The 20,394-nt window shown below is 72.8% G+C and carries 22 protein-coding genes; 8 read left to right on the plus strand and 14 right to left on the minus strand.

Annotated features, from left to right (window positions below; all coding sequences use genetic code 11):
* Positions 1–24: 24 nt before the first annotated feature.
* The 6 genes from ilvA to IE200_RS13670 form a co-directional block, all read right to left on the minus strand.
* Positions 25–1,233: a threonine ammonia-lyase gene (gene ilvA, locus IE200_RS13645; RefSeq protein ID WP_191280040.1), complete on the minus strand. Its 1,209-nt coding sequence runs from the start codon at positions 1,231–1,233 to the stop codon at positions 25–27.
* Positions 1,230–2,627 carry an AI-2E family transporter gene (locus tag IE200_RS13650; RefSeq protein WP_191280041.1) on the minus strand — a complete coding sequence of 466 codons (1,398 nt, stop codon included), beginning with the start codon at positions 2,625–2,627 and terminating at the stop codon, positions 1,230–1,232. Before IE200_RS13650 ends, ilvA begins: the two co-directional genes overlap by 4 nt.
* Before the next feature lie 9 nt (positions 2,628–2,636).
* Positions 2,637–4,073 (minus strand): glutamate mutase L, encoded by a 1,437-nt coding sequence (locus tag IE200_RS13655; protein WP_191280042.1) that lies wholly within the window; start codon positions 4,071–4,073, stop codon positions 2,637–2,639.
* A complete protein-coding gene (locus tag IE200_RS13660; protein WP_191280043.1) occupies positions 4,070–4,393 on the minus strand; it encodes a YidH family protein in 324 nt (107 codons plus the stop codon). The genes IE200_RS13655 and IE200_RS13660 overlap by 4 nt, the downstream gene beginning before the upstream one ends.
* A 3-nt stretch (positions 4,394–4,396) precedes the next feature.
* Complete coding sequence (locus IE200_RS13665; protein WP_191280044.1) at positions 4,397–5,557, minus strand: cystathionine gamma-synthase; 1,161 nt, start codon at positions 5,555–5,557, stop codon at positions 4,397–4,399.
* Positions 5,558–5,655: 98 nt separating this feature from the next.
* Positions 5,656–6,294, minus strand: a complete 639-nt coding sequence (locus IE200_RS13670) for a hypothetical protein (RefSeq protein ID WP_191280045.1) — start codon at positions 6,292–6,294, stop codon at positions 5,656–5,658.
* A gap of 143 nt (positions 6,295–6,437) precedes the next feature.
* Between IE200_RS13670 and msrA the strand changes: the two genes are divergently transcribed.
* Positions 6,438–7,088: a peptide-methionine (S)-S-oxide reductase MsrA gene (msrA, locus tag IE200_RS13675; protein ID WP_191280046.1), complete on the plus strand. Its 651-nt coding sequence runs from the start codon at positions 6,438–6,440 to the stop codon at positions 7,086–7,088.
* A gap of 6 nt (positions 7,089–7,094) precedes the next feature.
* Here msrA and IE200_RS13680 read toward each other — a convergent pair whose 3' ends face one another.
* The gene (locus IE200_RS13680; protein WP_191280047.1) at positions 7,095–7,511 is read right to left on the minus strand and encodes a pilus assembly protein CpaE; all 417 of its coding nucleotides are present in this window, start codon (positions 7,509–7,511) and stop codon (positions 7,095–7,097) included.
* A gap of 111 nt (positions 7,512–7,622) precedes the next feature.
* On the opposite strand from IE200_RS13680, the gene IE200_RS13685 reads away from it, so the two are divergent.
* Positions 7,623–7,964 (plus strand): YciI family protein, encoded by a 342-nt coding sequence (locus tag IE200_RS13685; RefSeq protein ID WP_191280048.1) that lies wholly within the window; start codon positions 7,623–7,625, stop codon positions 7,962–7,964.
* Positions 7,965–7,982: 18 nt separating this feature from the next.
* Here the strand turns inward: IE200_RS13685 and IE200_RS13690 are convergent, their stop codons facing one another.
* Complete coding sequence (locus tag IE200_RS13690) at positions 7,983–8,531, minus strand: hypothetical protein (protein ID WP_191280049.1); 549 nt, start codon at positions 8,529–8,531, stop codon at positions 7,983–7,985.
* A gap of 148 nt (positions 8,532–8,679) precedes the next feature.
* Between IE200_RS13690 and IE200_RS13695 the strand changes: the two genes are divergently transcribed.
* Positions 8,680–9,408, plus strand: a complete 729-nt coding sequence (locus IE200_RS13695; protein WP_229856535.1) for a CDP-alcohol phosphatidyltransferase family protein — start codon at positions 8,680–8,682, stop codon at positions 9,406–9,408.
* On the opposite strand, the gene IE200_RS13700 is transcribed toward IE200_RS13695, so the two are convergent.
* Together IE200_RS13700 and IE200_RS13705 are read right to left on the minus strand one after the other, a co-directional pair.
* Entirely contained in the window at positions 9,409–9,693 is a 285-nt protein-coding gene (locus IE200_RS13700) for a DUF1905 domain-containing protein (RefSeq protein ID WP_191280051.1), read from the minus strand.
* A gap of 122 nt (positions 9,694–9,815) precedes the next feature.
* Positions 9,816–11,288 (minus strand): S8 family serine peptidase, encoded by a 1,473-nt coding sequence (locus IE200_RS13705; RefSeq protein WP_229856538.1) that lies wholly within the window; start codon positions 11,286–11,288, stop codon positions 9,816–9,818.
* Between the two features lie 145 nt (positions 11,289–11,433).
* On the opposite strand from IE200_RS13705, the gene IE200_RS13710 reads away from it, so the two are divergent.
* A complete protein-coding gene (locus IE200_RS13710; protein ID WP_191280052.1) occupies positions 11,434–12,801 on the plus strand; it encodes an ABC1 kinase family protein in 1,368 nt (455 codons plus the stop codon).
* A 142-nt stretch (positions 12,802–12,943) separates the two neighbouring features.
* Here the strand turns inward: IE200_RS13710 and IE200_RS13715 are convergent, their stop codons facing one another.
* On the minus strand, positions 12,944–13,141 hold the full coding sequence (locus IE200_RS13715) for a hypothetical protein (protein ID WP_191280053.1): 198 nt from the start codon (positions 13,139–13,141) through the stop codon (positions 12,944–12,946).
* A 9-nt stretch (positions 13,142–13,150) separates the two neighbouring features.
* On the opposite strand from IE200_RS13715, the gene IE200_RS13720 reads away from it, so the two are divergent.
* Positions 13,151–13,567 (plus strand): nuclear transport factor 2 family protein, encoded by a 417-nt coding sequence (locus IE200_RS13720; protein ID WP_191280054.1) that lies wholly within the window; start codon positions 13,151–13,153, stop codon positions 13,565–13,567.
* A gap of 177 nt (positions 13,568–13,744) precedes the next feature.
* On the opposite strand, the gene IE200_RS13725 is transcribed toward IE200_RS13720, so the two are convergent.
* The 3 genes from IE200_RS13725 to IE200_RS13735 are packed head-to-tail and all read right to left on the minus strand — an operon-like array spanning position 13,745 to position 17,713.
* Entirely contained in the window at positions 13,745–15,781 is a 2,037-nt protein-coding gene (locus tag IE200_RS13725; RefSeq protein ID WP_191280055.1) for a VWA domain-containing protein, read from the minus strand.
* Entirely contained in the window at positions 15,778–16,308 is a 531-nt protein-coding gene (locus tag IE200_RS13730) for a GNAT family N-acetyltransferase (RefSeq protein WP_191280056.1), read from the minus strand. The genes IE200_RS13725 and IE200_RS13730 overlap by 4 nt, the downstream gene beginning before the upstream one ends.
* Positions 16,301–17,713: a MoxR family ATPase gene (locus IE200_RS13735; protein WP_191280057.1), complete on the minus strand. Its 1,413-nt coding sequence runs from the start codon at positions 17,711–17,713 to the stop codon at positions 16,301–16,303. The genes IE200_RS13730 and IE200_RS13735 overlap by 8 nt, the downstream gene beginning before the upstream one ends.
* 146 nt (positions 17,714–17,859) lie before the next feature.
* On the opposite strand from IE200_RS13735, the gene IE200_RS13740 reads away from it, so the two are divergent.
* The 3 genes from IE200_RS13740 (at position 17,860) to IE200_RS13750 (ending at position 20,334) form a co-directional block, all read left to right on the plus strand.
* A complete protein-coding gene (locus IE200_RS13740; RefSeq protein WP_191280058.1) occupies positions 17,860–18,300 on the plus strand; it encodes a pyridoxamine 5'-phosphate oxidase family protein in 441 nt (146 codons plus the stop codon).
* Positions 18,301–18,335: 35 nt separating this feature from the next.
* Positions 18,336–18,686 (plus strand): hypothetical protein, encoded by a 351-nt coding sequence (locus IE200_RS13745; RefSeq protein WP_229856540.1) that lies wholly within the window; start codon positions 18,336–18,338, stop codon positions 18,684–18,686.
* A gap of 76 nt (positions 18,687–18,762) precedes the next feature.
* On the plus strand, positions 18,763–20,334 hold the full coding sequence (locus IE200_RS13750; RefSeq protein ID WP_191280059.1) for a GAF domain-containing sensor histidine kinase: 1,572 nt from the start codon (positions 18,763–18,765) through the stop codon (positions 20,332–20,334).
* The last annotated feature ends 60 nt before the right edge of the window (positions 20,335–20,394 follow it).

Here is a 20,394-nt window from a genome sequence, read left to right on the forward strand (position 1 = left end):
CAGACAAGACGGCGTACGCCTCGCTCAGCAGTCGACCCGGTAGCCCCGCTCGCGCAGCCGATCCAGCAGGTGCTCGGCGTGGGCCTCGCCGCGCGTCTCGAGCTGGATGCGCACCTCGACCTCGTTGAGGGTGAGCGACGGCGAGATCCGCTCGTGGGCGACCTCGAGCACGTTGGCGCCCTCGGCGCCGATCTCGGAGAGCAGCGACGCGAGCCCGCCGGGGAGGTCGGGGATGCAGACGCGGAGGTAGAGGTAGCGACCGGCGGCGGCGAGGCCGTGGCGGATGACCTTGCTCAGCAGGAGCGGGTCGATGTTGCCGCCGGAGAGCACGGCGACGGCCGGGGTCTCGAAGCCGGCCGGGTTGTCGAGCATGGCCGCCACCGCGGCGGCGCCGGCGGGCTCGACGACCTGCTTGGCCCGCTCGATCAGCGCGAGGAGCGCCCGCGAGAGCGACTCCTCCGAGACGGTGATGATCTCGTCGACGTGGTCGCGCACCGCGGCGAAGGTGATGTCGCCCGGCCGGCCGACCGCGATCCCGTCAGCCATCGTGCTCATCGACTCCAGCGGCACGGGGTGCCCCGCGGCCAGCGAGCCGGGGTACGCCGCCGCGCCCTCGGCCTGCACGCCCACCACGCGTACGTCGGGGCGCAGCGCCTTGACCGCGATCGCCACCCCCGCCAGCAGCCCGCCTCCGCCGGTGGGCACCAGCACCGTCCGCAGGTCGGGCGCCTGCTCGAGGACCTCGAGGCCCAGCGTGCCCTGGCCCGCGACGATGTCGACGTGGTCGAAGGGGTGGATGAGGACCGCGCCGGTCTGCTCGGAGAACTCCCGGGCGGCGGCGAGCGAGTCCTCGAGGTAGCGGCCGTGGAAGACGACGTCGGCGCCGTAGCCCCGGGTCGCCTTCTCCTTGGGGATGGGCGCTCCCTCCGGCATGAAGACGGTGGAGGCGATCCCGAGCGTCGAGGCGGCGAGCGCCACGCCCTGCGCGTGGTTGCCCGCGGATGCCGCGACGACGCCCTTGGCACGCTCCTCGGGGGAGAGCCGGGCGATGCGGACGTAGGCGCCGCGCGACTTGAACGAGCCGGTGCGCTGGAGGTTCTCGCACTTGAGCGAGACCGGGCCGCCGACCAGGGCGGAGAGCCAGCGCGACTCCTCCATGGGCGTGGTGACCGTGACGCCCTCGAGCATCTCGCGGGCGGCGAGGATGTCGGCCAGGGAGCACTCCTGGGTCATGACGGGTCCTTCCCGTGGTCGTCGTGGTGGTCGTCGTCGGGCGCCCCGGGGCCGGCGAGCGGGCTGTCGTCGGGCGGCAGCTCGTCGGCCTCGGTCGGCGGCGGTCCGATGTCGTCGGCGAGGGCGTCGTCGTGGTCCTCCTCGCCGATCGCGGTGTAGGACGCGAGGTGCTGGGCGACGGCGTTGCCCGCGGCCGCGAGGGGGACGGCGATGAGCGCACCGGCGATCCCGGCGACGAGCACGCCGCAGCCGATCGCGACGATCACGCCGAGGGGGTGCAGCGAGACGAAGCGGCCCATCAGGAAGGGTTGGAGGACGTGGCCCTCGATCTGCTGCACGAGGACCACGCCGCCGAGCATCAGCAGGGCGGTCCACGGCCCCTGGTCGACCAGCGCCACGAGGATCGCGACGGACCCGGCGATCGTCGCCCCGATCATCGGGACGAAGGCACCGAGGAAGACCAGGACCCCGATCGCGACGACGAAGGGGACCCCGAGGAACCAGGCGACGAGCATGATGCCGATCGCGTCGGCCAGCGCGACCAGGACGGTGGCCCGGACGAACTGGGTGAGCGAGACCCACGCCACCCGGCCCGACGCGTCGACCCGCTCACGGGCGGCCCGCGGCGCGATCCGGACCAGCCAGGCCCAGATCCGCTGGCCGTCGGCGAGGAAGAAGTAGGTCGAGAACAGCACGATGAAGAAGCCGGCGACCACGTGGCCGACGGCCGTGCCGACCTCGGTGACGCGGGTGACCATCCCGTCGGCGCCGGTGCTGTCGGAGATCGCGGCCTGCACCCCCTCGAGGTAGCCGTCGAGCTGGGACTCGGACACGTTGAGGGGGCCGGTGCGCAGCCAGTCGCGGACCTGGTCGAGCCCGGTCACGACGGAGTCGGCGAGGTCGCTGGCACCCTGCGCCACCTGCTGGCCGACGAAGGTGAGCAGCAGCGCGACGGTGCCGATCCCCAGGACCATCACCACGCCGGTCGACGGCCCACGGGGCAGGCCGATGCGACGCAGCGTGTGGACCATCGGGCTGGCGAGCGCGGCGATGAGCAGCGAGATGGCCAGCGGGAGGGTGATCACGGCGAAGAAGCGGAGCAGCCACAGCAGGCCCAGGCCGGCGACGGCGATCACGGCCAGGCGCCACGACCACGCGGCCGCCAGGTCCAGGCCCCACGGCACCTGGGCACGGCTGAAGTTGGAGGGCCCGGTCGTGACGACCGGCTCGGCCCGGCGCTCGGCCCGCAGCTGCGACCACTGCGCGACGAACCGCTCGGCGAGCCGGTCCTCGTCCTCGCCGCGCCCGAGGGCCTGGAAGAGTCGCCGGCGCCTCGACTCCTCGTCGGCCGCGGTCCCGGGCACGTCCTGCCCGCGCGTGTGCTGGTCGCTCACGTGGTCACGCTACCGATCGCCACGGGAGCCGGGCGGGACCAGGCGGCGCACCAGCCGGTGCGCCGCGACGGGGTGCTCGTCGGTGAGGAGTCCGGCGGCGGCCAGGACGTAGTCGTGGTCCACGACGACAGCCGGGTCGCGAGGCAGCTGCCACCCGCCCTCGAAGGCGTCACCGGTCGCCGGCGCCAGGACCCGGCGTACGGCGTCCGGCCCGCCGTGGCGCAGCACCCCACCCGAGCCGACCAGCAGGTCGACTTCCCGGAGGTCCTTCCCGCTGCGCTCGACCACGCGCCCCTCGGGACTGACGACCACCTTGCTGCGACCGGCGTGACGCTCGAGGGCGATCCGGCAGGCGGCGGCGGCGATGGCGAGGTCCGCCTCGCGCTCGGCCGCGGGGTCGGGGCAGGCGTCGGGGAGGAGGTCGGGGGCCGTACGGCGGCGTACGGCCGCGTCGTGGAGGTCGTCGAGCCCGGCGGCCTCGACCGTCGACAGCGCCGACCAGCGCATGCCGAGGTCGCCTTCGACGGTGCGGGTGACGGGGGTGGTGGCGACGACCTCGCGGGCCAGTCCCTGCCCATCGACGGACGCCGTCTCGGGGTCGAGCTCGACGACGCTGTGCACGTCGGTGGTGGCACCGCCGACGTCGACCACGACGACGTCCCCGGCGCCCGGGTGCTCGTCGTCGAGGCCGCGCGCGAGCAGCTCGACGCCGGTGAGCACCACGTCGGGGGTGGCGCCGCGCACCATCGCGGTGAAGGTGCGGCCGCGGGCGTCGGCACGGCTGCTGAGGTGCTTGCCGCCGATGACGTGGCTGAGGAAGATCTCGCGGATCGCGCGCCGTGCGCAGTCGGGTGCGAGGACCCCGATGCGCGGGACGACGTTGTCGGCGAGGACGTGCGGCGTCCCGGAGGCGGTCAGGAGGTCGGCCACCAGGGGCTGCGACTCGACGTTGCCGGCCACGACCACGGGCCCCGTCCACGGCACGCGGGACAGGAACGTGGCGTCACCCTCGAGCACCTCCGCGTTGCCGCCGTCGGTGCCGCCGACGAGCAGCACCACGTCGGGCGCGGCCTCCCGCAACGCGGCGAGCTTGTCGGTGTCGAGGCCGCCGTGCAGCACGAGCACGACCTTCCCGCCGCTGGAGAGCGCGACCCGACGCCCCGCCTCGGCCGTCACCAGCTCCTCGTTGCCCACGACCGCGATCCGCAGGCCCCCACCGGCGCTCGAGCAGGCCAGCACGTCGGCGTCGCTGGCGCGGGGGTCCTGCTCGGCGAGTGCGGCCACGCAGGCGTCGTACCCGTCGAGGACGTCACCATCCCCACGCTCGTCCGGGAGGGTGGTCGGGTGGCTGGCCGTCGCGAGGAGGGCCCCGGAGCCGAGGTCGACGAGCGCCGCCTTGGTGAAGGTCGACCCGAAGTCGACGCAGACGACGCAGTCGGTGCTCACACCACCACCGAGATGCCGGCGGCGACGATCACGACGAGCACCGCGGCCGCCATGAGGTGCACGGTGGTGCCGGCCGGCAGGTCACGACCGTCCCGGATCGCACTGTCGGCCTGCCGGTAGCGCAGCCACCCGCCACCGGCCGCGACGACCGCGGAGCCGAGGAGCAGGAGGCCGAGGACCTTCTGCGCGACCGACGGCTCGAGCAGGTGGAAGACCGCCAGTGCCGCCGCGACGAGACCGATGGCCGTGCGCTCGTAGGCCAGGAAGGTGCGCTCGTTGGCCAGCGAGAACCGGATGTCCGGCACCTCGGGTGCGTCCACGCGTCAGCCCAGCGCCCGGTCGAGGTCCGCGACGAGGTCGTCGATGCTCTCGATGCCGACGCTGAGCCGGATCAGGTCGGCGGGCACCTCCAGGTCGGTGCCGGCGACGCTGGCGTGGGTCATCCGCCCGGGGTGCTCGATCAGCGACTCGACGCCGCCGAGGGACTCGCCGAGGGTGAAGACGTCGGCGCGCTCGCACACCGCGAGCGCCTGCTGCTCGCCGCCCGTCACGCGGAACGAGATCATCCCGCCGAAGCGCCGCATCTGCCGCGCCGCCACCTCGTGGCCGGGGTGGGCGGCGAGTCCGGGATAGATCACCTCGGCGACCCGCGGGTCGCCGTCGAGGAACGCCACCAGGCGCTCTGCGTTGTCGCAGTGGCGGTCCATGCGTACGCCCAGTGTCTTGAGGCCGCGGTGGGTCAAGAACGCGTCGAACGGCCCGGCCACAGCGCCCATGGCGTTCTGGTGGAAGCCGATCCTCTCGGCGAGGTCGAGGTCACGCACGACGACTGCTCCCCCGACGACGTCGCTGTGCCCGCCGACGTACTTGGTCGTCGAGTGGACCACGACGTCGGCGCCGAGCGTGAGCGGCTGCTGGAGGTAGGGCGAGGCGAAGGTGTTGTCGACGACGAGCAGCGCGCCGGCGTCGTGCGCCACGGCCGCCAGCGCCTTGATGTCGCCGATCGTGAGCATCGGGTTGGTCGGCGTCTCGACCCAGACCAGCTTCGTCCGGCCCGGCTCGATGGCGGCGGCCACGGCGTCGCTGTCGGCGACCGGGGCGGGGCTGTGGTCGAGGCCCCAGACCTTGGCGACCTTGTCGAAGAGGCGGAACGTGCCGCCGTAGGCGTCGTCGGGGATGACGACATGGTCGCCGGGGCGGGTCAACGCCCGGATGATGGTGTCCTCCGCGGCCAGGCCGGAGGCGAAGGCGAAGCCCCGCTCGCCCTCCTCGACCGCGGCCAGCGCGCCCTCGAGCGCCGTACGGGTGGGGTTGGCGGAGCGGCTGTACTCGTAGCCCCCGCGCAGGCCGCCGACGCCGTCCTGCTTGTAGGTGCTGCTGGCGTAGATGGGCGGGTTGACCGCCCCGGTCATCGCGTCGGGCTCGTAGCCCGCGTGGATCGCACGCGTCTCGAACCCGGACTTGAAGGCGTGTTCCTGGGTCACACGGCGAGGGTAGTCCCCTGAGGCGCTGCCCTGGACAGCGGAACGGCCGCCGCGGCCCGGTGCGGCGGTCGTCCCTGGGTCGAGTCCTACCTGCGGCGTCAGCCGACGGAGCCGACCTTCACCGCAGTGATGGCGTAGTTGGGCCAGTTCCCGCTGGCCGAGCTCGCGGAGCACACCAGGCTCGCCTGACCGGGCGCCGCGAGGGTGCCCACGCCCGCCACGACGAAGAACCCTCGGTCGGCCTCCGAGGCCGTCCCCACGCTCAGCGTCTTCTTTGCGGGGTTGTCGATCGTCACCGCACCCAGGTCGAGCCAGCAGATGGTGTCGACGACGACGGCGTCGTTGTTGTTGGCCAGCGCCTTCCCCGTGACGGCATAGCTGCCTGCGGGCAGGTTCAGGCTGGCCAGCACCACCGGCTCGTCCGGAACTGCGGCCCACCCAATGGTGTCGGACGAGGAGAAGCCGAAGGCGTGACTCGGGCCAGCCGGTCCCTGCGGTCCGGCCGGGCCGGCCGGGCCGGCGGGACCTGTTGCGCCTGCAGGGAGCTGGCCCGCCTTGAAGTCGACGCTCTTGAGCGTGCCGTTCTTGACGTCCTTGCTCTTCACCGACGAGTTGACGATCTGCTTCGACCCGACCGAGTTCTTCGGGATGGCGACGGCGGCGTAGCTCGTGCCCCCGAGGGCGACGATGAGCGCGAGCGTCGACGCTACGTTGGCATAGCTGCCTCTGCGGAACATGTGGTGGCGCCTCTCTCTAGGATCCCGAGCGGGACCGGTGCTCCAGAGGCTCCACCTGCGTGGCCTCGCGGTCATCGGTAGTAGTACGACGTCTAGCCCAGTTGAAGATGCGACGGGTTTGCCCGGCGCGCGACAATGGAGCCATGTTCGGATTCGGCAAGCCCACGACCCTCCCCACCGCCGACCAGGCACTCCCGGGACGCTCCCAGCAGCCGTGGACCCTGGGCCGGCACGTGGTGCTCGACGCGCCGGTCGTCACCGACGAGGTCCCCGCCGGCCACGAGGTCGCGGTCCTCGGCCTCGGCTGCTTCTGGGGTGCGGAGGAGATCTACTGGCAGGTCCCCGGCGTCTGGTCCACCTCCGTCGGCTACGCCGGAGGAAGCACGCCGCACCCGACGTACGAGGAGGTCTGCAGCGGGCGCACCGGCCACACCGAGGCCGTCCGGGTCGTCTTCGACCCCTCCGTCGTGTCCTACGCCGACCTGGTCAAGAAGTTCTTCGAGATCCACGACCCGACGCAGGGGATGCGCCAGGGCAACGACGTCGGCACCCAGTACCGCTCGGCGATCTACTGGACGACGCCCGAGCAGGAGCAGACCGCCCGCGAGCTGACCAAGGCGTACGGCGAGGAGCTCGCGCGCCGCGGCCTCGGCGAGATCACCACCGAGATCCGCCCGGCGAGCGAGACGCCCTACTACTACGCCGAGGACGCCCACCAGCAGTACCTGGCGAAGAACCCGTTCGGCTACCGCTGCCACGCCAACACGGGCGTGAAGTTCCCCGAGATGGCCTGAGCGCCGTCAGTCGCCGACGTCGTGGCCCTGCTCGAGCAGGGCCAGCACCGCGCGCGCGGCGGCGTCGGCGGCGCCCACGTCGACGTGCTCCTGCTCGGAGCGCCCCGTACGCACGCGGACGACGTGCCCGCCGGAGCGTGCGGTGAGGCTCACGAAGCGCGGCCCGAGGAGCTCGAGCAGCTGCTCGAGGCGCGGCAGCCACACCGCCTCGTGCTCCTCGATCGCGTCCAGCGCCCACTCGGTCGTGCCGTTGAAGGCGAGCAGGCGACCAGCAGGGAGGTCGCGCACCTCGACGACCATGTCACTGACGGTGAAGACCGTGTCGTCGAGCTCGCGGTCGGGAACCCAGAACCGGTCGCCGTTGCCGGGCGTCCACCCGAGCCCGGCCTCGTGCAGGCGGTGGGCGAGGTCGAGGGAGATCACCTGCCCAGTGTCGCGCGGGCACGGTGATCCTGGGCGGGTGTCGATATGGGGGCCTCTCGTCCGTCACAGTGGTGACGGGCCGCACGGGGCGGCCCACACGGAGGAGCTCCCATGACGCGTCATGCCATCTACTTCATGCAGCAGTGGGTCGGGGACCACCCGCCCGAGTGGTACCAGACCCGGGTGGAACCGTCCCGCGCGGTGGTCCGCGAGATGCAGGAGGCGGGCGTCCTCGTCTTCGCCGGCGGCCTGGAGGAGGACCTCGCCGACGCGTTCCACGCCGACGGCACCAGCGGGACGATGGTGGTCAGCGATGGCCCCTACACGGAGACCACGGAGTACCTCGGAGGGATCACGATCATCGAGGTGGAGACGATCGAGGAGGCCCGGGAGTGGGCCGCGAGGGTCGCGGAAGGGTGCGGCTGGCCCCAGGAGGTCAGGGTGGTCAAGTGACCCCCCGGGGCAGACGCTCTACTGCGCGACCCACTCGGTGAAGCTGCGCGGCTCGCCGAGCCAGTCGCGACGGGTGTTGCCGCCGTCGGGACGGGAGCCGGCGACCTTGACGGCGACCCGGACCTCGTCCGGCGAGCCGAGGGCCTCGCGGGCGATCCGCATCCGGACGTGATCGCGGTCGTAGTCGATCCGCATGACGTACGAACCGTCGACCGGCGTGCCCTCCCTCGTGCCGGCGAAGCCCTCGATCGCGAGCAGCTGGTAGTCGGTGCCCATGAAGTAGCCGCCGGCGAACACGTACTCCGGTCCCGGGTCGGAGGGGTCGGTGTCGAGGAAGACCGACCCGGACGCCCCGGTGCGGAACGACGGCCGCAGGTCGGTGTGGGTCGTGGTGACGACGATGCTGCGGGCCTTGTGCTCGACCTGCACCGACCGGAGGTCGACGCCGTGGGCGAGGTCCTTGGGGTCCTTGACGCCGATGCCGTCCGCGTGGGCTGGGGCGAGCTGGGCCAGGGTGAGGATGGCGGCGGCCGTGAGTGTGGCGGCGCCGAGGAAGGTGCTGCGCATGGTGCTGTTTCCGTTTCTCGTACGTGCGCCCCGCGAGCCGGGGTGCACGGTGAGGACGCGTCCGCGCCGCCCGGGGTTGCATCCGATCCCACCTGCGTCTGACATGATCCGCCTTGCGCAGCAGGACCCGACCGAGGCGAGGAGTCGCGTGGCCGCCCCATCGCAGTACCGAAACACCGCCGCCGCCTGGCTGGTGCACGCCTACACGGCGTCCGGGGTCGTCCTCGCCTTCCTGATGTTCGTCGCCATCGTCGAGGGCGACACCGTCCGGGCGCTCTGGCTGTTCCTCATCTCCATGGTCGTCGACGGCACCGACGGGATGCTCGCGCGCTGGGTCCAGGTCAAGCGCCACGTCCCGTCGTTCGACGGCGCGCTCCTGGACAACATCGTCGACTACATCACCTATGCCTTCATGCCGATGCTCCTGCTGTGGAGCGCGGGCTACCTCGGTGAGGGGACGTCGGCGACGGTGCTGGCGGTGATCCCGCTGCTCGCCTCGGCCTACCAGTTCTGCCGGGTCGACGCGAAGACCGAGGACCACCTGTTCCTCGGCTTCCCCAGCTACTGGAACATCGCCGCGTTCTACGTCGTCGTGCTCGACCTGTCGACCACGGCCGTCGCCGTCGTGCTGCTGGTGTGCGCGGTGCTCGTCTTCGTGCCGGTCGGCTACGTCTACCCGTCGCGCACCACCACGCTGCAGTCGACCACCCTCGTCCTGACCTGCCTCTGGCTGGTCGGCTACGGAGTCCTGGTCGCCCAGCTGCCCGACCCCAGCCCGGTGTGGCTGGCCATCACCGTGGCCTACGTCGTCTACTACGTCGCGCTCAGCCTCTACCTGACGACCCGCCGGACCCGTACGGCTCCCGCCCCTGCCTGACTACCGGCCGACCTGCAGCCGTACGTCGACCGCGTCGCCGACCTCCACGCCCTCGGCACGGCGCACGACGACCTTCAGCGGCAGGAACCAGGTGTCCTCGCGGGGGAACATCGCGGTGGTGAACTCGGTGCCGCCGACCCACGCGCGCACCGGGACGACACCCCAGTAGACGACGTCGGCCTTCACCTCGTCGACGAGGTCCGCTGCGTCGGGTGGGAGCGGCACGAAGACGTAGGGCGCGGGGCCGCGCCACTCCACCGCCTCGCCGCTGAACTCGAGCTCCACGCGGTCCAGCAAACCAGAGGCGGGCGGGGGCCGCAGCCCCTCGCCCGCCTGCCCCGTCGCCCCCCTGTTGAGCGACGGCCCTCCCCCAGGAGGACTGGTTCAGCCTGGCAGCGACGCTCCCGTCACCCCAGGGCCGCGACTGCCGCCACGACGTCGACGAGCCCGTGGCCCTTGTCGTACGACGTGGTCCCACCGTCACCGGCCTCGTAGCCGGCGCCGTCGGTGAACTTGTGCGCCGAGACCTTGAGCGCCCGCTCGATCTCGGCGGGGGTGGCGGCGGGGTCGGCCTGGAACAGCTGCGCGACGATGCCGGCGACGTGCGGGGCCGCCATCGAGGTGCCACTGATCGTGTTGAAGGTGCCGATGTCGAGCGCACCGGGGCCGTTGCGGAAGTCGAGCCCGGTCGAGCAGATCGCCAGGTAGAGGCGGCACGACGACGTGATGTTCTCGCCCGGGGCGGAGATGTCCGGCCAGGTCGAGGCGTCGGACGCGAGGCCGCGCGAGCTGTAGTCGGAGACCACGCCGTCACGCGTGCCGGTGTCCTGGTCGTAGTAGGACGCGACCGAGAGGATGCCCCCGGTGGGGTCCTGGCCGGGCGGGTTGGTCAGGCTCTCCGAACCGTCGCCGCCGTCGTTGCCGGCGGCCCAGACCGTGACCACGCCCTCGGCGGCGAGCGCGCGCTGGAGTTTCACGGTGGCCGACTCGGGGTCGAACTCACCGCCGCCGGAGGGCCCGTACGAGTTGTTGGTGACCTTGATCGGCGGGCAGGTCGACGCGGGGACGGCCGGGCCGCACGGCGCCTCGTGGTTCTCCAGCACCCAGTTGAGCACGGAGTCGGCGCCGAGGATCACGATGCCGGCACCGGTGGAGATCGACACGAGCTTGGCGCCGGGGGCGGCGCCCTGGAGCTCCCCGCCGTCGGTCAGCGTGGTCGGACGGCCGGCGACGATGCCGCTGACGTGCGTGCCGTGGCCGCCGACGGACAGGGTGTCGGTGTCGACGGAGCCGGGGACCCGCTGGACCGAGCAGGTCTCGGTCAGCGGCTCGCACAGCGCCTTGAGGTTGGCGACGACGGCGCTCGAGCCGTCGGCCTCGCGGAAGTAGGGGTGGGTCGGGTCGACACCGGAGTCGATCACGGCGACGCTGACGCCCCGGCCGGTGAGCGGCGAGCCGTCGGCACCCGTGAGCGTCGCGGCAGCCTCGGCGCCGCGCGTGGCGGTGTTGGAGGTCTCCTGGAAGAACTCGATCGGCTGCTCGCCTCCCTCGACGTACGTCACGCCGGGCGCACTGCGTACGGCCTGGACCTGACTCTTCGTCGCGTGGGCGATCACCACGCCGATGGACTCGAACTCACCGGCCTCCTGCATGCCCGTCGCCGCGACGGCCTCGCGGGCAGCGGCGATCGAGGTGCCGTGCACCAACACCGTGGTCCGGCCGGTCAGACCCGGGAGCTGGCCGGCCAGGAAGTCGGAGACGTCGGCCTGCTCTGTCGAGGCGGCGGCGGTGGCCGTGCCGCCGACCGCGAAGGTCGCCGAGGCCGCCAGGACGCTGGCCGCGCAGGCGAGCAGTGGTGTGAGACGCGAGGTGGAGCGCACGTGTTCCTCCCGAGGGGTCGAGGTCATCGCCCCCCTCAACGAGCCACCGTGCGCCAGGTCACGCCCGGGGTCCGCGCGGTCGCTCCGAGGTCCTCCCCGTGCGCACCGGAGGAGGGTCGTTGTGCGGGTAGGGACAATGGGCACCATGACCGAGCTCCCACGCAAGGCCGCCGCCCGTACGGCCCGCCTCGCCGCCCTCCCCCTCGGGTACGCCGGGCGCCAGGCCCTGGGCTTCGGCAGGCGGCTGGGTGGGGCGCCCGCCGAGGCGGTGCTCACCGACGTCCAGCAGCGCACCGCCGAGCAGCTCTTCCGCACCCTCGGGGAGCTCAAGGGCGGCGCGATGAAGTTCGGCCAGGTCCTCAGCGTGCTGGAGTCCGCGCTGCCGGAAGAGGTGGCCGCCCCCTACCGCGAGCAGCTCACGGCACTGCAGGACTCCGCTCCCCCGATGCCGACCGCGACGGTGCGCGAGCAGCTGACGACCCACCTCGGCGCCGACTGGCGCGACCGGCTCGTGTGGCTCGACGGGGCGCCCACCGCCGCGGCGTCCATCGGCCAGGTCCACCGCGGTCGCTGGCGTGACCACCTCGACGAGCAGGGGGACGACCACGCCACCGAGCGCGACGTCGCGGTCAAGGTGCAGTACCCCGGCGCCGGCGACGCACTCATGGCCGACCTCCGGCAGATCTCCCGCCTCGCCCGCGGGGTCGCGCCCGTCTTCCCCGGCCTCGACATCAAGCCGCTCGTCGCCGAGCTCCAGGCGCGTGCGGCCGACGAGCTCGACTACCACCTCGAGGCGGAGGCGCAGTCGGCGTACGCCGAGGCCTTCGCCGACCATCCCGACATCGTGGTCCCCGGGGTCGTCGCGGTGGGCAACGAGGTTCTCGTGACCGAGTGGATGGACTCGCCGTACTCGCTGGCGCACGTCATCCGCGAGGGCACCCAGGAGGAGCGCGACCACTACGGCGAGCTGTTCGTGCGGTTCCTCTTCGAGGGCCCGGCGCGCACCGGCATGCTGCACGCCGACCCGCACCCCGGGAACTTCCGCGTCCTGCCGGCCGCCGACGGCGGCCCGGGGAAGCTGGGCGTCCTCGACTTCGGCGCCGTGGCCCGGCTCGAGGAGGGCGGGATGCCGGTCGCCACGGGTCGCCTGATGCGGATCGCGCTGGACAACGACGACGAGTCGCTGGTCGCCGGCCTGCGGGCCGAGGGCTTCATCAAGGACCGGATCGAGGTGGACCCGCGACAGGTCCTCGAGTACCTCGCGCCCTTCATCGAGCCTGCGGCGCAGGAGCGCTTCACCTTCACCCGGGAGTGGATGCGTGAGCAGTTCGAGCGGGTCAACGACCCTCGCTCGGAGTCCTTCACCCTCGCGATGAAGCTCAACCTGCCGACGTCCTACCTGCTGATCCACCGCACCTGGATCGGCGCGATCGGCCTGCTGAGCCAGCTCAACACCACCGCGCCCTTCCGCGCGATCCTCGAGGAGTCGCTGCCGGGGTTCGCCGAGGCCTGACCCCGGGTAGTCCAGTGGCCAGGTGCTGTCCGGCTCCGGTAGTCCAGTGGCGACCTGCTGTCCAGACCGTCCCCCGACGACCGTTCGTCACTGGACTACCGGACCGACGGTTCGTCACTGGACTACCCGGACCGACGGTTCGTCACTGGACTACCGCGGGCCGGCCCGCCAGGCGGTGCGCGAGCAGCACGACGGTCGCGGCGAGCAGGGCCACCGCAGCCATCAGCGGCCACAGCATCCCGGGCGCGGCGGCGTACACCGCGGTCCCGACCGGTGCCGCGAGCAGCGTGCCGCTGGTCGCGGCGCCGGCCGGCGGGTGAACCGGACCGGCCGGTGACACGATGGCGCCATGGACGCAGCAGCAGCCCTCGCCCGCTGGCACGCCGTGGTCGAGAGCCGGGACCCGGCCGGGCTACCCGGACTGATCGCCGAGGACGCGGTCTTCCGCAGCCCGGCGGTGCACACGCCGCAGGTCGGCCGGGACACCGTCGTCGGCTACCTCACCGCCGCGTTCATCGTCCTCGGCCCGCACCTGGCCTACGAGCGGGAGTGGCTCGGCGAGGACTCGGCGGTGCTGCAGTTCCGCACCGAGGTCGGCGGCCTCGACGTGTCCGGGATCGACATGATCACGTGGGACGACGACGGGCAGATCGTCGACTTCACCGTGATGGTGCGCCCGGCCAAGGCGCTCCAGGCCGTCATCGAGCACATGGGCGCCGAGCTGCTGCGGATGCTCGAGGCGGCGGGTTCACCGCCTCCTGCCTGACTTCCGACGCCTGCTGCGCCGACTCGTAGTGGCGGCACATCGCACTCCCACGACCTCCCCGCCTGCAGACTGCCGCCACCCACGACGGGGCTCGGGGCGACGGTGGCGGCACATTGCCGCTCCGCGCGGCGAGGACCTGCAATGTGCCGCCACCTCCACGGGCGCGGCGGCGGGCTCCTAGACCCAGAACCCCCGCCCACCGCCGTACAGGTCCCCGAAGTGGTCGCGGTAGGACGACGCCGGGCCGCGCGAGTCGAGGTAGGACCCGACGACCGCGGCGCCGAGGTCGTCGAGCTCCGGGCTGACCATCCGGCCGTCGACCCGTCGAGCCATCGAGTCGATGAAGCGGGCCAGCCCGGGGTCCTCGCCGAGGCGGAAGAACGTCGTCTGCGCGCCCAGCCGGGCGGCCGCGTCGAGCTCGCGCACGGAGTGGGCGATGGTCAGCGGGTGCGGCGGGTAGGAGAACCAGACGTCGCCGTCGGGCTCGAGGTGCGCGGTCGGCTCGCCGTCGGTCACGACGAGCAGCACCGGCTGGGCGTTGGGGTGCTTGCGGAAGAACCGGTTGGCGAGCAGCAGGCCGTGGTGCAGGTTGGTGCCCTTGTCCCAGCGGGCGTCGAGCGCGGTCAGCTGCTCGATCTCCATCACCTGCGCGTGCCGGCCGAACGCGATCAGCTGGAGCTCGTCCCCGCGGAAGCGTGAGCGGACGAGCTGGTGCAGGGCGAGGGCGGTGCGCTTCATCGGCACCCACCGCCCGTCCATCGCCATCGAGAACGACGTGTCGACCAGCAGCGCCACGGCCGCCTGGGTGCGGGCCTCGGTCTCGACGACCTCGATGTCGTCGACCTGGATCCGGAGTCTCGACACGCCCGCTCGTCCCTCGCCGCCTGCTCGACCACCGAGAGCCTGGGGGTCGCGCAGCACCGCGTTGGTGATCGTGCGCGGCACGTCCCACGGCTCGGTGTCGCCGAACTCCCAGCGCCGGCTGGAGCCGGTCGGCTCGCCGGCCAGGCCCGTCGTACGGGTCTCCCTCGCGCCGCTGCGGCCGCTCATCCGGTCCGCGACGTCGCGCAGCAGCGCCTTGCCGAGCTGGCGCATCGCCTTGGGCGAGAGCCGCAGCTCACCGTCGGACCCGCGCTTGAGGTAGCCGCTGTCGCGCAGGGCGCGCTCGAGCTCCTGGAGGGTCTTCGCCGCCACCGCCGCGTCGGGGCCGAGCTGACGGGACAGGGCGTCGAGGTCGACGTCGTCCATCCGGGCGCCGTGGTGCGACTGGGCGAGCTGGTCGGCGAGGGCGTCGAGCTGGGCGAGGTCCTGCAGCGCGCCCGTGCCGTCGCCGAGGCCCATCCCCTGCTCCCCCTCGAAGCTCTCCGAGCCCGACCAGTCCTCGCCGGGGCGCAGCGCCTGGAGGTTGGCGTCCATCCGCGCCAGCTGCTCCATCAGCTGCGGTGAGCCGAACGCCTGCTGCGAGAGCTCCATCAGCTCCTGGCGCTGCTCGGGCGTCATCGAGTTCAGCATCCGCTGCGCGGCAGCCGCGCGCTGGGCCAGGGAGTCGAGCAGCTCGTCCATGTCCCGGGGGTTCTCGGGGAAGAAGTCGCCGTGCTTGTCCATGAAGTCGCGGAACTCCTCGTCCGTGACCCCGCCGGCGGCGTGCTTCTCGAGCAGGTCGTTGAGGTCCGACAGCATCTCCTGCACGGCCTGGCGGTCCTCGTCGGTGGCGCCCTCGAGTGCCTGCTTCATGCCGGCGAAGCGCTGGTCGAGCAGCTCGCGGCCGAGCAGGTCCTTGATCTGCTCGTACGCCTCGCGCGCCTCGCCGGACTGCCAGTCGTAGTCCGACAGCTCGCTGACCGCCGCAGCCGTGGAGCCCGGCAGGTTGGCGAGCTGCATCTCCCGGAACGCCCGGTCGCCGTCGTCCATCGTGATGTCGCGAGCCAGCTGGCCGCGCTCGGCGAGCACGGCCTGGTCGAGCAGCTCCTTGACCTCGCGCATCGTGCCGTCGAGGTCGTTGCGCTGCAGGATCTCGCGGCGCCGCTCGGCGACACGGCGGGCGAGCTCGTCGAGTCCGGCCTGGTCGGTCCCACCGCGACGCAGGAACTCGCGCATCGCGCGCTCGGGCGAGTAGCCGGCCATCACGTCCTGGCCGATGGCGTCGAGCGCCTCGGCGAGGTCGACCGGCGGCGCGAGCGGGTCGCCCCCGTCGTACCTGCGGAACCGGCTCACCGCGCACCCGCCAGCGTCTTGCGCAGCCAGATGTCGTCGGGCCACTCGCGGTCGGTGACCCGCTCGACCTCACGGAAGCCGCGTGCGCGGTAGAAGTCGAAGGCCTGGTCGTTGCCGTCGACGACCTCGAGCCAGAGCTCCTCGCCCTCGACCATCGCCTCCACCTCGGCGAGCAGCCGGCTGCCGATGCCGTGGCCGTGGTGGTCTGGGTGGACGTAGAGCTTCCACATCACCTCACGGTCGCCAATGACGTGCGGGAAGTCGCGGTGCGAGCGCGAGAGCCGGCCGAACGCCGCCATCCCCACGACCCGGCCCTCGTGCTGGGCGACGAGGTGGGCGTTGACCGCGAGGGAGGCCTCGAAGCGCTCGGGCACCCACCACTCGTCGAGCATCCGCTGGGCGTACGCCGCGTCGATGGGGCCGTAGGTCGGTGGCACGACAGCCTCCCCGAGCGCCCGGAACGCCGGGATGTCGGCGGTGGTGCCGACGCGTACGGTGATCACGCCGGCCGTGGCGGAGTCAGCCATAGAAGGTCTCGCCGCCGTCGGTGTCCTTGCCGATCCTGCGGGCCAGGTAGAGCCCCTCCAGCGCCAGCTCGATCGCGGCCGCCCGCTCGCCGTCGTTGGTGGCGCCGAGGCGCTCGCACACCGCGTCGTAGAGGTCGGACTCGCCCAGGACAGGCAGCCCCGCGAGGAAGTCGCGGGCGCCGACGCGGGCACCGGTCCCGACCATCGCGCCTTCCTCGATGGCCTCGACCAGCAGGCGCAGGTCGATGCCCGCGAGGTGGGCGCGCACGGTCTCGGCGACGGCCGTGCGGAGCAGGTGGGTGAGGATCTCGGCCTCCCGGCCCTCCTCGCCGGTCTCGAACTCGATCTTGCCGCCCAGCACGTCGACGGCGGTCTCGAGGTCGACGACGCGGGCGACGGCCTCGTCCTCGCCCTGCGTGGTCGCGCGGTGCAGCGCGGCGGCCGCGATGGTCTCGGCCCCGGCGATCGCGAAGCGGGCGCTCACACCGGAGCGCTGGTCGACCGACTGCGAGTCGCGCAGGTGGCGGGTGAAGCGGGCGAGCACCTCGAGCAGGTAGGCCGGGACCTCGGCCACGAGGTCGGCCTCCTGCTCGATGACGGCGATCTCCTCGTGCACCTCACGCGGGTAGTGGGTGCGGATCTCGGCGCCGAAGCGGTCCTTGAGCGGGGTGATGATGCGCCCGCGGTTGGTGTAGTCCTCCGGGTTGGCGCTGGCGACGACGAGCACGTCGAGGGGCAGGCGCAGGATGTAGCCGCGGATCTGGATGTCGCGCTCCTCCATCACGTTGAGCATCGCGACCTGGATCCGCTCGGCGAGGTCGGGCAGCTCGTTGATCGCGACGATGCCGCGGTGGCTGCGCGGGATCAGGCCGAAGTGGATGGTCTCCGGGTCGCCGAGGTGGCGCCCCTCGGCCACCTTCATCGGGTCGACGTCGCCGATCAGGTCGGCGACCGACGTGTCGGGCGTCGCCAGCTTCTCGGCGTACCTCTCGTCGCGGTGGCGCCAGGAGATGCGCAGGTCGTCGCCGTACGTCGCTGCCGCCTGCTGCGACGTCACCGTGATCGGCTCGTAGGGGTGCTCGCCCAGCTCGGACCCCGAGATCACCGGGGTCCACTCGTCGAGCAGCCCGACCAGCGAGCGCAGCAACCGGGTCTTGCCCTGGCCGCGCTCGCCCAGCAGCACGATGTCGTGCCCGGCGAGCAGCGCCCGCTCCACCTGGGGGACGACGGTCTCGGAGAAGCCGTGGAGGCCAGGCCAGGGGTCGTCGCCGGCCGCGAGCCGCGCGAGCAGGTTGTCGCGCAGCTCCCGGCGCAGCGACTTGCGCTCGTGGCCGCTCGCGCGGAGCTCGCCGAGGGTGCTGGCGGCGGGGTGCTGGCTGGGCTGCGAGGTCTGCGGCTGGGTCACGTCCTCCACGCTAGACCCGCCGGTCAACGTCGGGGCCCGACGACGGCTCGGACCAGCGACTCCCGTCCCTGCCGCGTCGGGACCTTCGACCCTCCCTCGACCAGCGGGTCCGAGCGACGCTGGAGGTCACGATCCAGGAGGCCCCCATGCACACCACCCACGACCTGTCCCGGGAGGACTGCGCCCGCCTGCTCGTCGCCGGCGTCGCAGGCCGGGTCGCCGTCGCCACTCCCACCGGACCGCACATCATCCCGGTCAACTACGGCGTCGACGGAGAGTCCATCCTGATCCGCACCACTGCCTACAGCCTGCTCGGGACGTACGGCCGCGACGCGCAGCTGTGCTTCGAGGTCGACCAGTTCGACTACGAGCTCAAGCGCGGGTGGAGCGTCGTCGTGCGCGGTCGGGGCACCTTCGTCGACGACCCCGACGAGCTCGCCGAGATCGCCCGGTCCTGGCAGCCCCGTCCCTGGGCGACCGGCCAGCGCAACCTCGTGGTCCGCATCCCGTGGACCGAGGTCAGCGGCCGCCAGCTGGGCGGCAACTGGGACCCGTGGCAGCACCTCCCCGTACGCCGGCTCGCGTAGGTCCGGCGGCCAAGGCGGGTTAGCCTCCATGCCTCATGGCCCCTGACCCGAAGGACCGCACCGTGCCCGACCGGCCCGAGATCGTGTGCATCTGCGGCTCCATGCGGTTCGCCGACGAGATGCTCGCGGCGAACCGCGACCTGACCCTCGCCGGCGCCATCGTCGTCGCCCCGGGCCTCCTGGCCCCCACCGGCGAGCGCGGCGCGGCCGCGGAGCCCACCGACGAGCAGAAGGCCGCCCTGGGCGAGCTCCACCTGCGCAGGATCGACCTCGCCGACCGGGTCCTGGTGGTCAACCCCGGCGGCTACGTCGGGGAGTCCACCAGACGGGAGATCGCCTACGCCCGCGCCGCCGGCACCCCGGTCTCCTTCACCGACCCGGCCTGAGGAGCCGGGCCGCTCTCGCGCAACACGTCCCGGCCGGGTCTCCACGGAGTCGGCCCGGACGGGACAAGATGTGCGGGTGACGCACACTCCCTCCGCCGACCTCGGCGCCGACGCCCGCTCGCTGCTGGAGGCGGTCACCGCCATCTCCAGCGACCTCGACCTGGCGAGCGTGCTCACCCGCATCGTCGAGGCCGCCACCGCCCTGACCGGCGCCAGGTACGGGGCGCTGGGGGTGCTGGGCAGCGACGGTGAGCTGGTCGAGTTCATCACGATCGGGATCGACGACCGGACCCGCGCCCTCATCGGCGACCTGCCCCGCGGGCGCGGGATCCTGGGTGTGATCATCGACGACCCGTCCGGCCTGCGGCTGACCGACCTCAGCGCCCACCCCTCGTCGGTCGGCTTCCCGGCCAACCACCCGCCGATGACGTCGTTCCTCGGCATGCCGGTGCGGATCCGCGGCACCGTCTTCGGCAACCTCTACCTCACGGAGAAGACCGGCGGCGGCCCGTTCACCGACGCCGACGAGAGCCTGGTCGAGGAGCTCGCCCGCACCGCCGGCTACGTCATCAGCAACGCACGCTCGTTCGCGCTCAGCGAGCGGCGCCGGCAGTGGCTGGAGGCGTCCGCCGAGCTCGCTGAGCTGCTCCAGCCCCCGGTCGACCTCGACGCCGTGCTCCCCGAGATCGTCTCCACGGCGCGCCAGGTCTCGCGTGCGCGGGCCGTCGCGCTCTGGTCGTCGCTGGGGCCCGAGCACGACACGGTCAGCGTCGCACCGGACGCCGACGACGCGTGGGTGGCCGACGTGCTCTCCGACGCCCGCGCCACCGTCGAGCCCGGCACCAGCGCCTCGGCGGTCACCACCTCGGAGGCCGGCGTACCCCTCGTGGTGGTGCCGCTGCGCTCGCACCTCGCGCCGGTCACCGCGCTCGTCGCGGTCTCGCACCCCGGCGCCGGCCTGCTCGACGTGCAGGAGCGCGACCTGTTCGCCGGCTTCGCCGACCAGGTCGCGCTGTCCCTCGACCGGACGCAGGCGCTCTCGGACCGTCAGGAGCTCGCACTCATCTCCGACCGCGAGCGGATCGCGCGCGACCTGCACGACATCGTCATCCAGCGGCTCTTCGCCACCGGACTGCAGCTGCAGGGCGTCGCCGCGATGACCGGCGGCGGCGCCGTCGCCGAGCGGCTCGACAAGTCGGTCGCCGAGCTCGACGACACCATCAAGGCGATCCGGGGCACGATCTTCGAGCTCCAGGACCGGCGCGGCGACTCGCTGCGGGCCGCGGTCCGCAAGCTGGTCAAGGAGTACGTCCCGGTGCTGGGGTTCACCCCGGCCGTGCGCACGACCGGGCCGGTCGACACGGCCGTCCCCCCGGGGCTCGGGGCCCAGCTGCTCGCGGTGCTGCGCGAGGCGGTCTCCAACGTCGCGCGGCACGCGCTGGCCGACAGCGCCGAGGTCGACGTGGTCGTCTCCGAGGACCTGCTCGAGCTGCGGGTCGCCGACGACGGGGTCGGCCTGCCCGACGAGGTGTCCGAGAGCGGCCTGCGCAACGCCCGCCGGCGGGCGGACGACCTGGGCGGGTCGCTCGAGGTCGCGACCGCGGGCGAGCGCGGCACCGTCCTGCTCTGGCGCGTGCCGCTGCGCTGAGCAATCGGTGCGCCGGCACGCCAGAGGACCCGGCGCCGGGGGAGGCGCCGGGTCCGGTGA

It is taken from the genome of Nocardioides flavus (ex Wang et al. 2016), assembly GCF_014653115.1.
GTDB lineage: Bacteria > Actinomycetota > Actinomycetes > Propionibacteriales > Nocardioidaceae > Nocardioides > Nocardioides flavus.

What these genes read in the sequence shown, in the direction of transcription:
- IE200_RS13745 (WP_229856540.1), top strand. Translation starts at nt 18,336, where the DNA reads ATGGCCCCTGACCCGAAGGACCGCACCGTGCCCGACCGGCCCGAGATC.
- IE200_RS13730 (WP_191280056.1), bottom strand. Translation starts at nt 16,308, where the DNA reads ATGGCTGACTCCGCCACGGCCGGCGTGATCACCGTACGCGTCGGCACC.
- IE200_RS13740 (WP_191280058.1), top strand. Translation starts at nt 17,860, where the DNA reads ATGCACACCACCCACGACCTGTCCCGGGAGGACTGCGCCCGCCTGCTC.
- IE200_RS13710 (WP_191280052.1), top strand. Translation starts at nt 11,434, where the DNA reads ATGACCGAGCTCCCACGCAAGGCCGCCGCCCGTACGGCCCGCCTCGCC.
- IE200_RS13690 (WP_191280049.1), bottom strand. Translation starts at nt 8,531, where the DNA reads ATGCGCAGCACCTTCCTCGGCGCCGCCACACTCACGGCCGCCGCCATC.
- msrA (WP_191280046.1), top strand. Translation starts at nt 6,438, where the DNA reads ATGTTCGGATTCGGCAAGCCCACGACCCTCCCCACCGCCGACCAGGCA.
- ilvA (WP_191280040.1), bottom strand. Translation starts at nt 1,233, where the DNA reads ATGACCCAGGAGTGCTCCCTGGCCGACATCCTCGCCGCCCGCGAGATG.
- IE200_RS13720 (WP_191280054.1), top strand. Translation starts at nt 13,151, where the DNA reads ATGGACGCAGCAGCAGCCCTCGCCCGCTGGCACGCCGTGGTCGAGAGC.
- IE200_RS13685 (WP_191280048.1), top strand. Translation starts at nt 7,623, where the DNA reads ATGACGCGTCATGCCATCTACTTCATGCAGCAGTGGGTCGGGGACCAC.
- IE200_RS13670 (WP_191280045.1), bottom strand. Translation starts at nt 6,294, where the DNA reads ATGTTCCGCAGAGGCAGCTATGCCAACGTAGCGTCGACGCTCGCGCTC.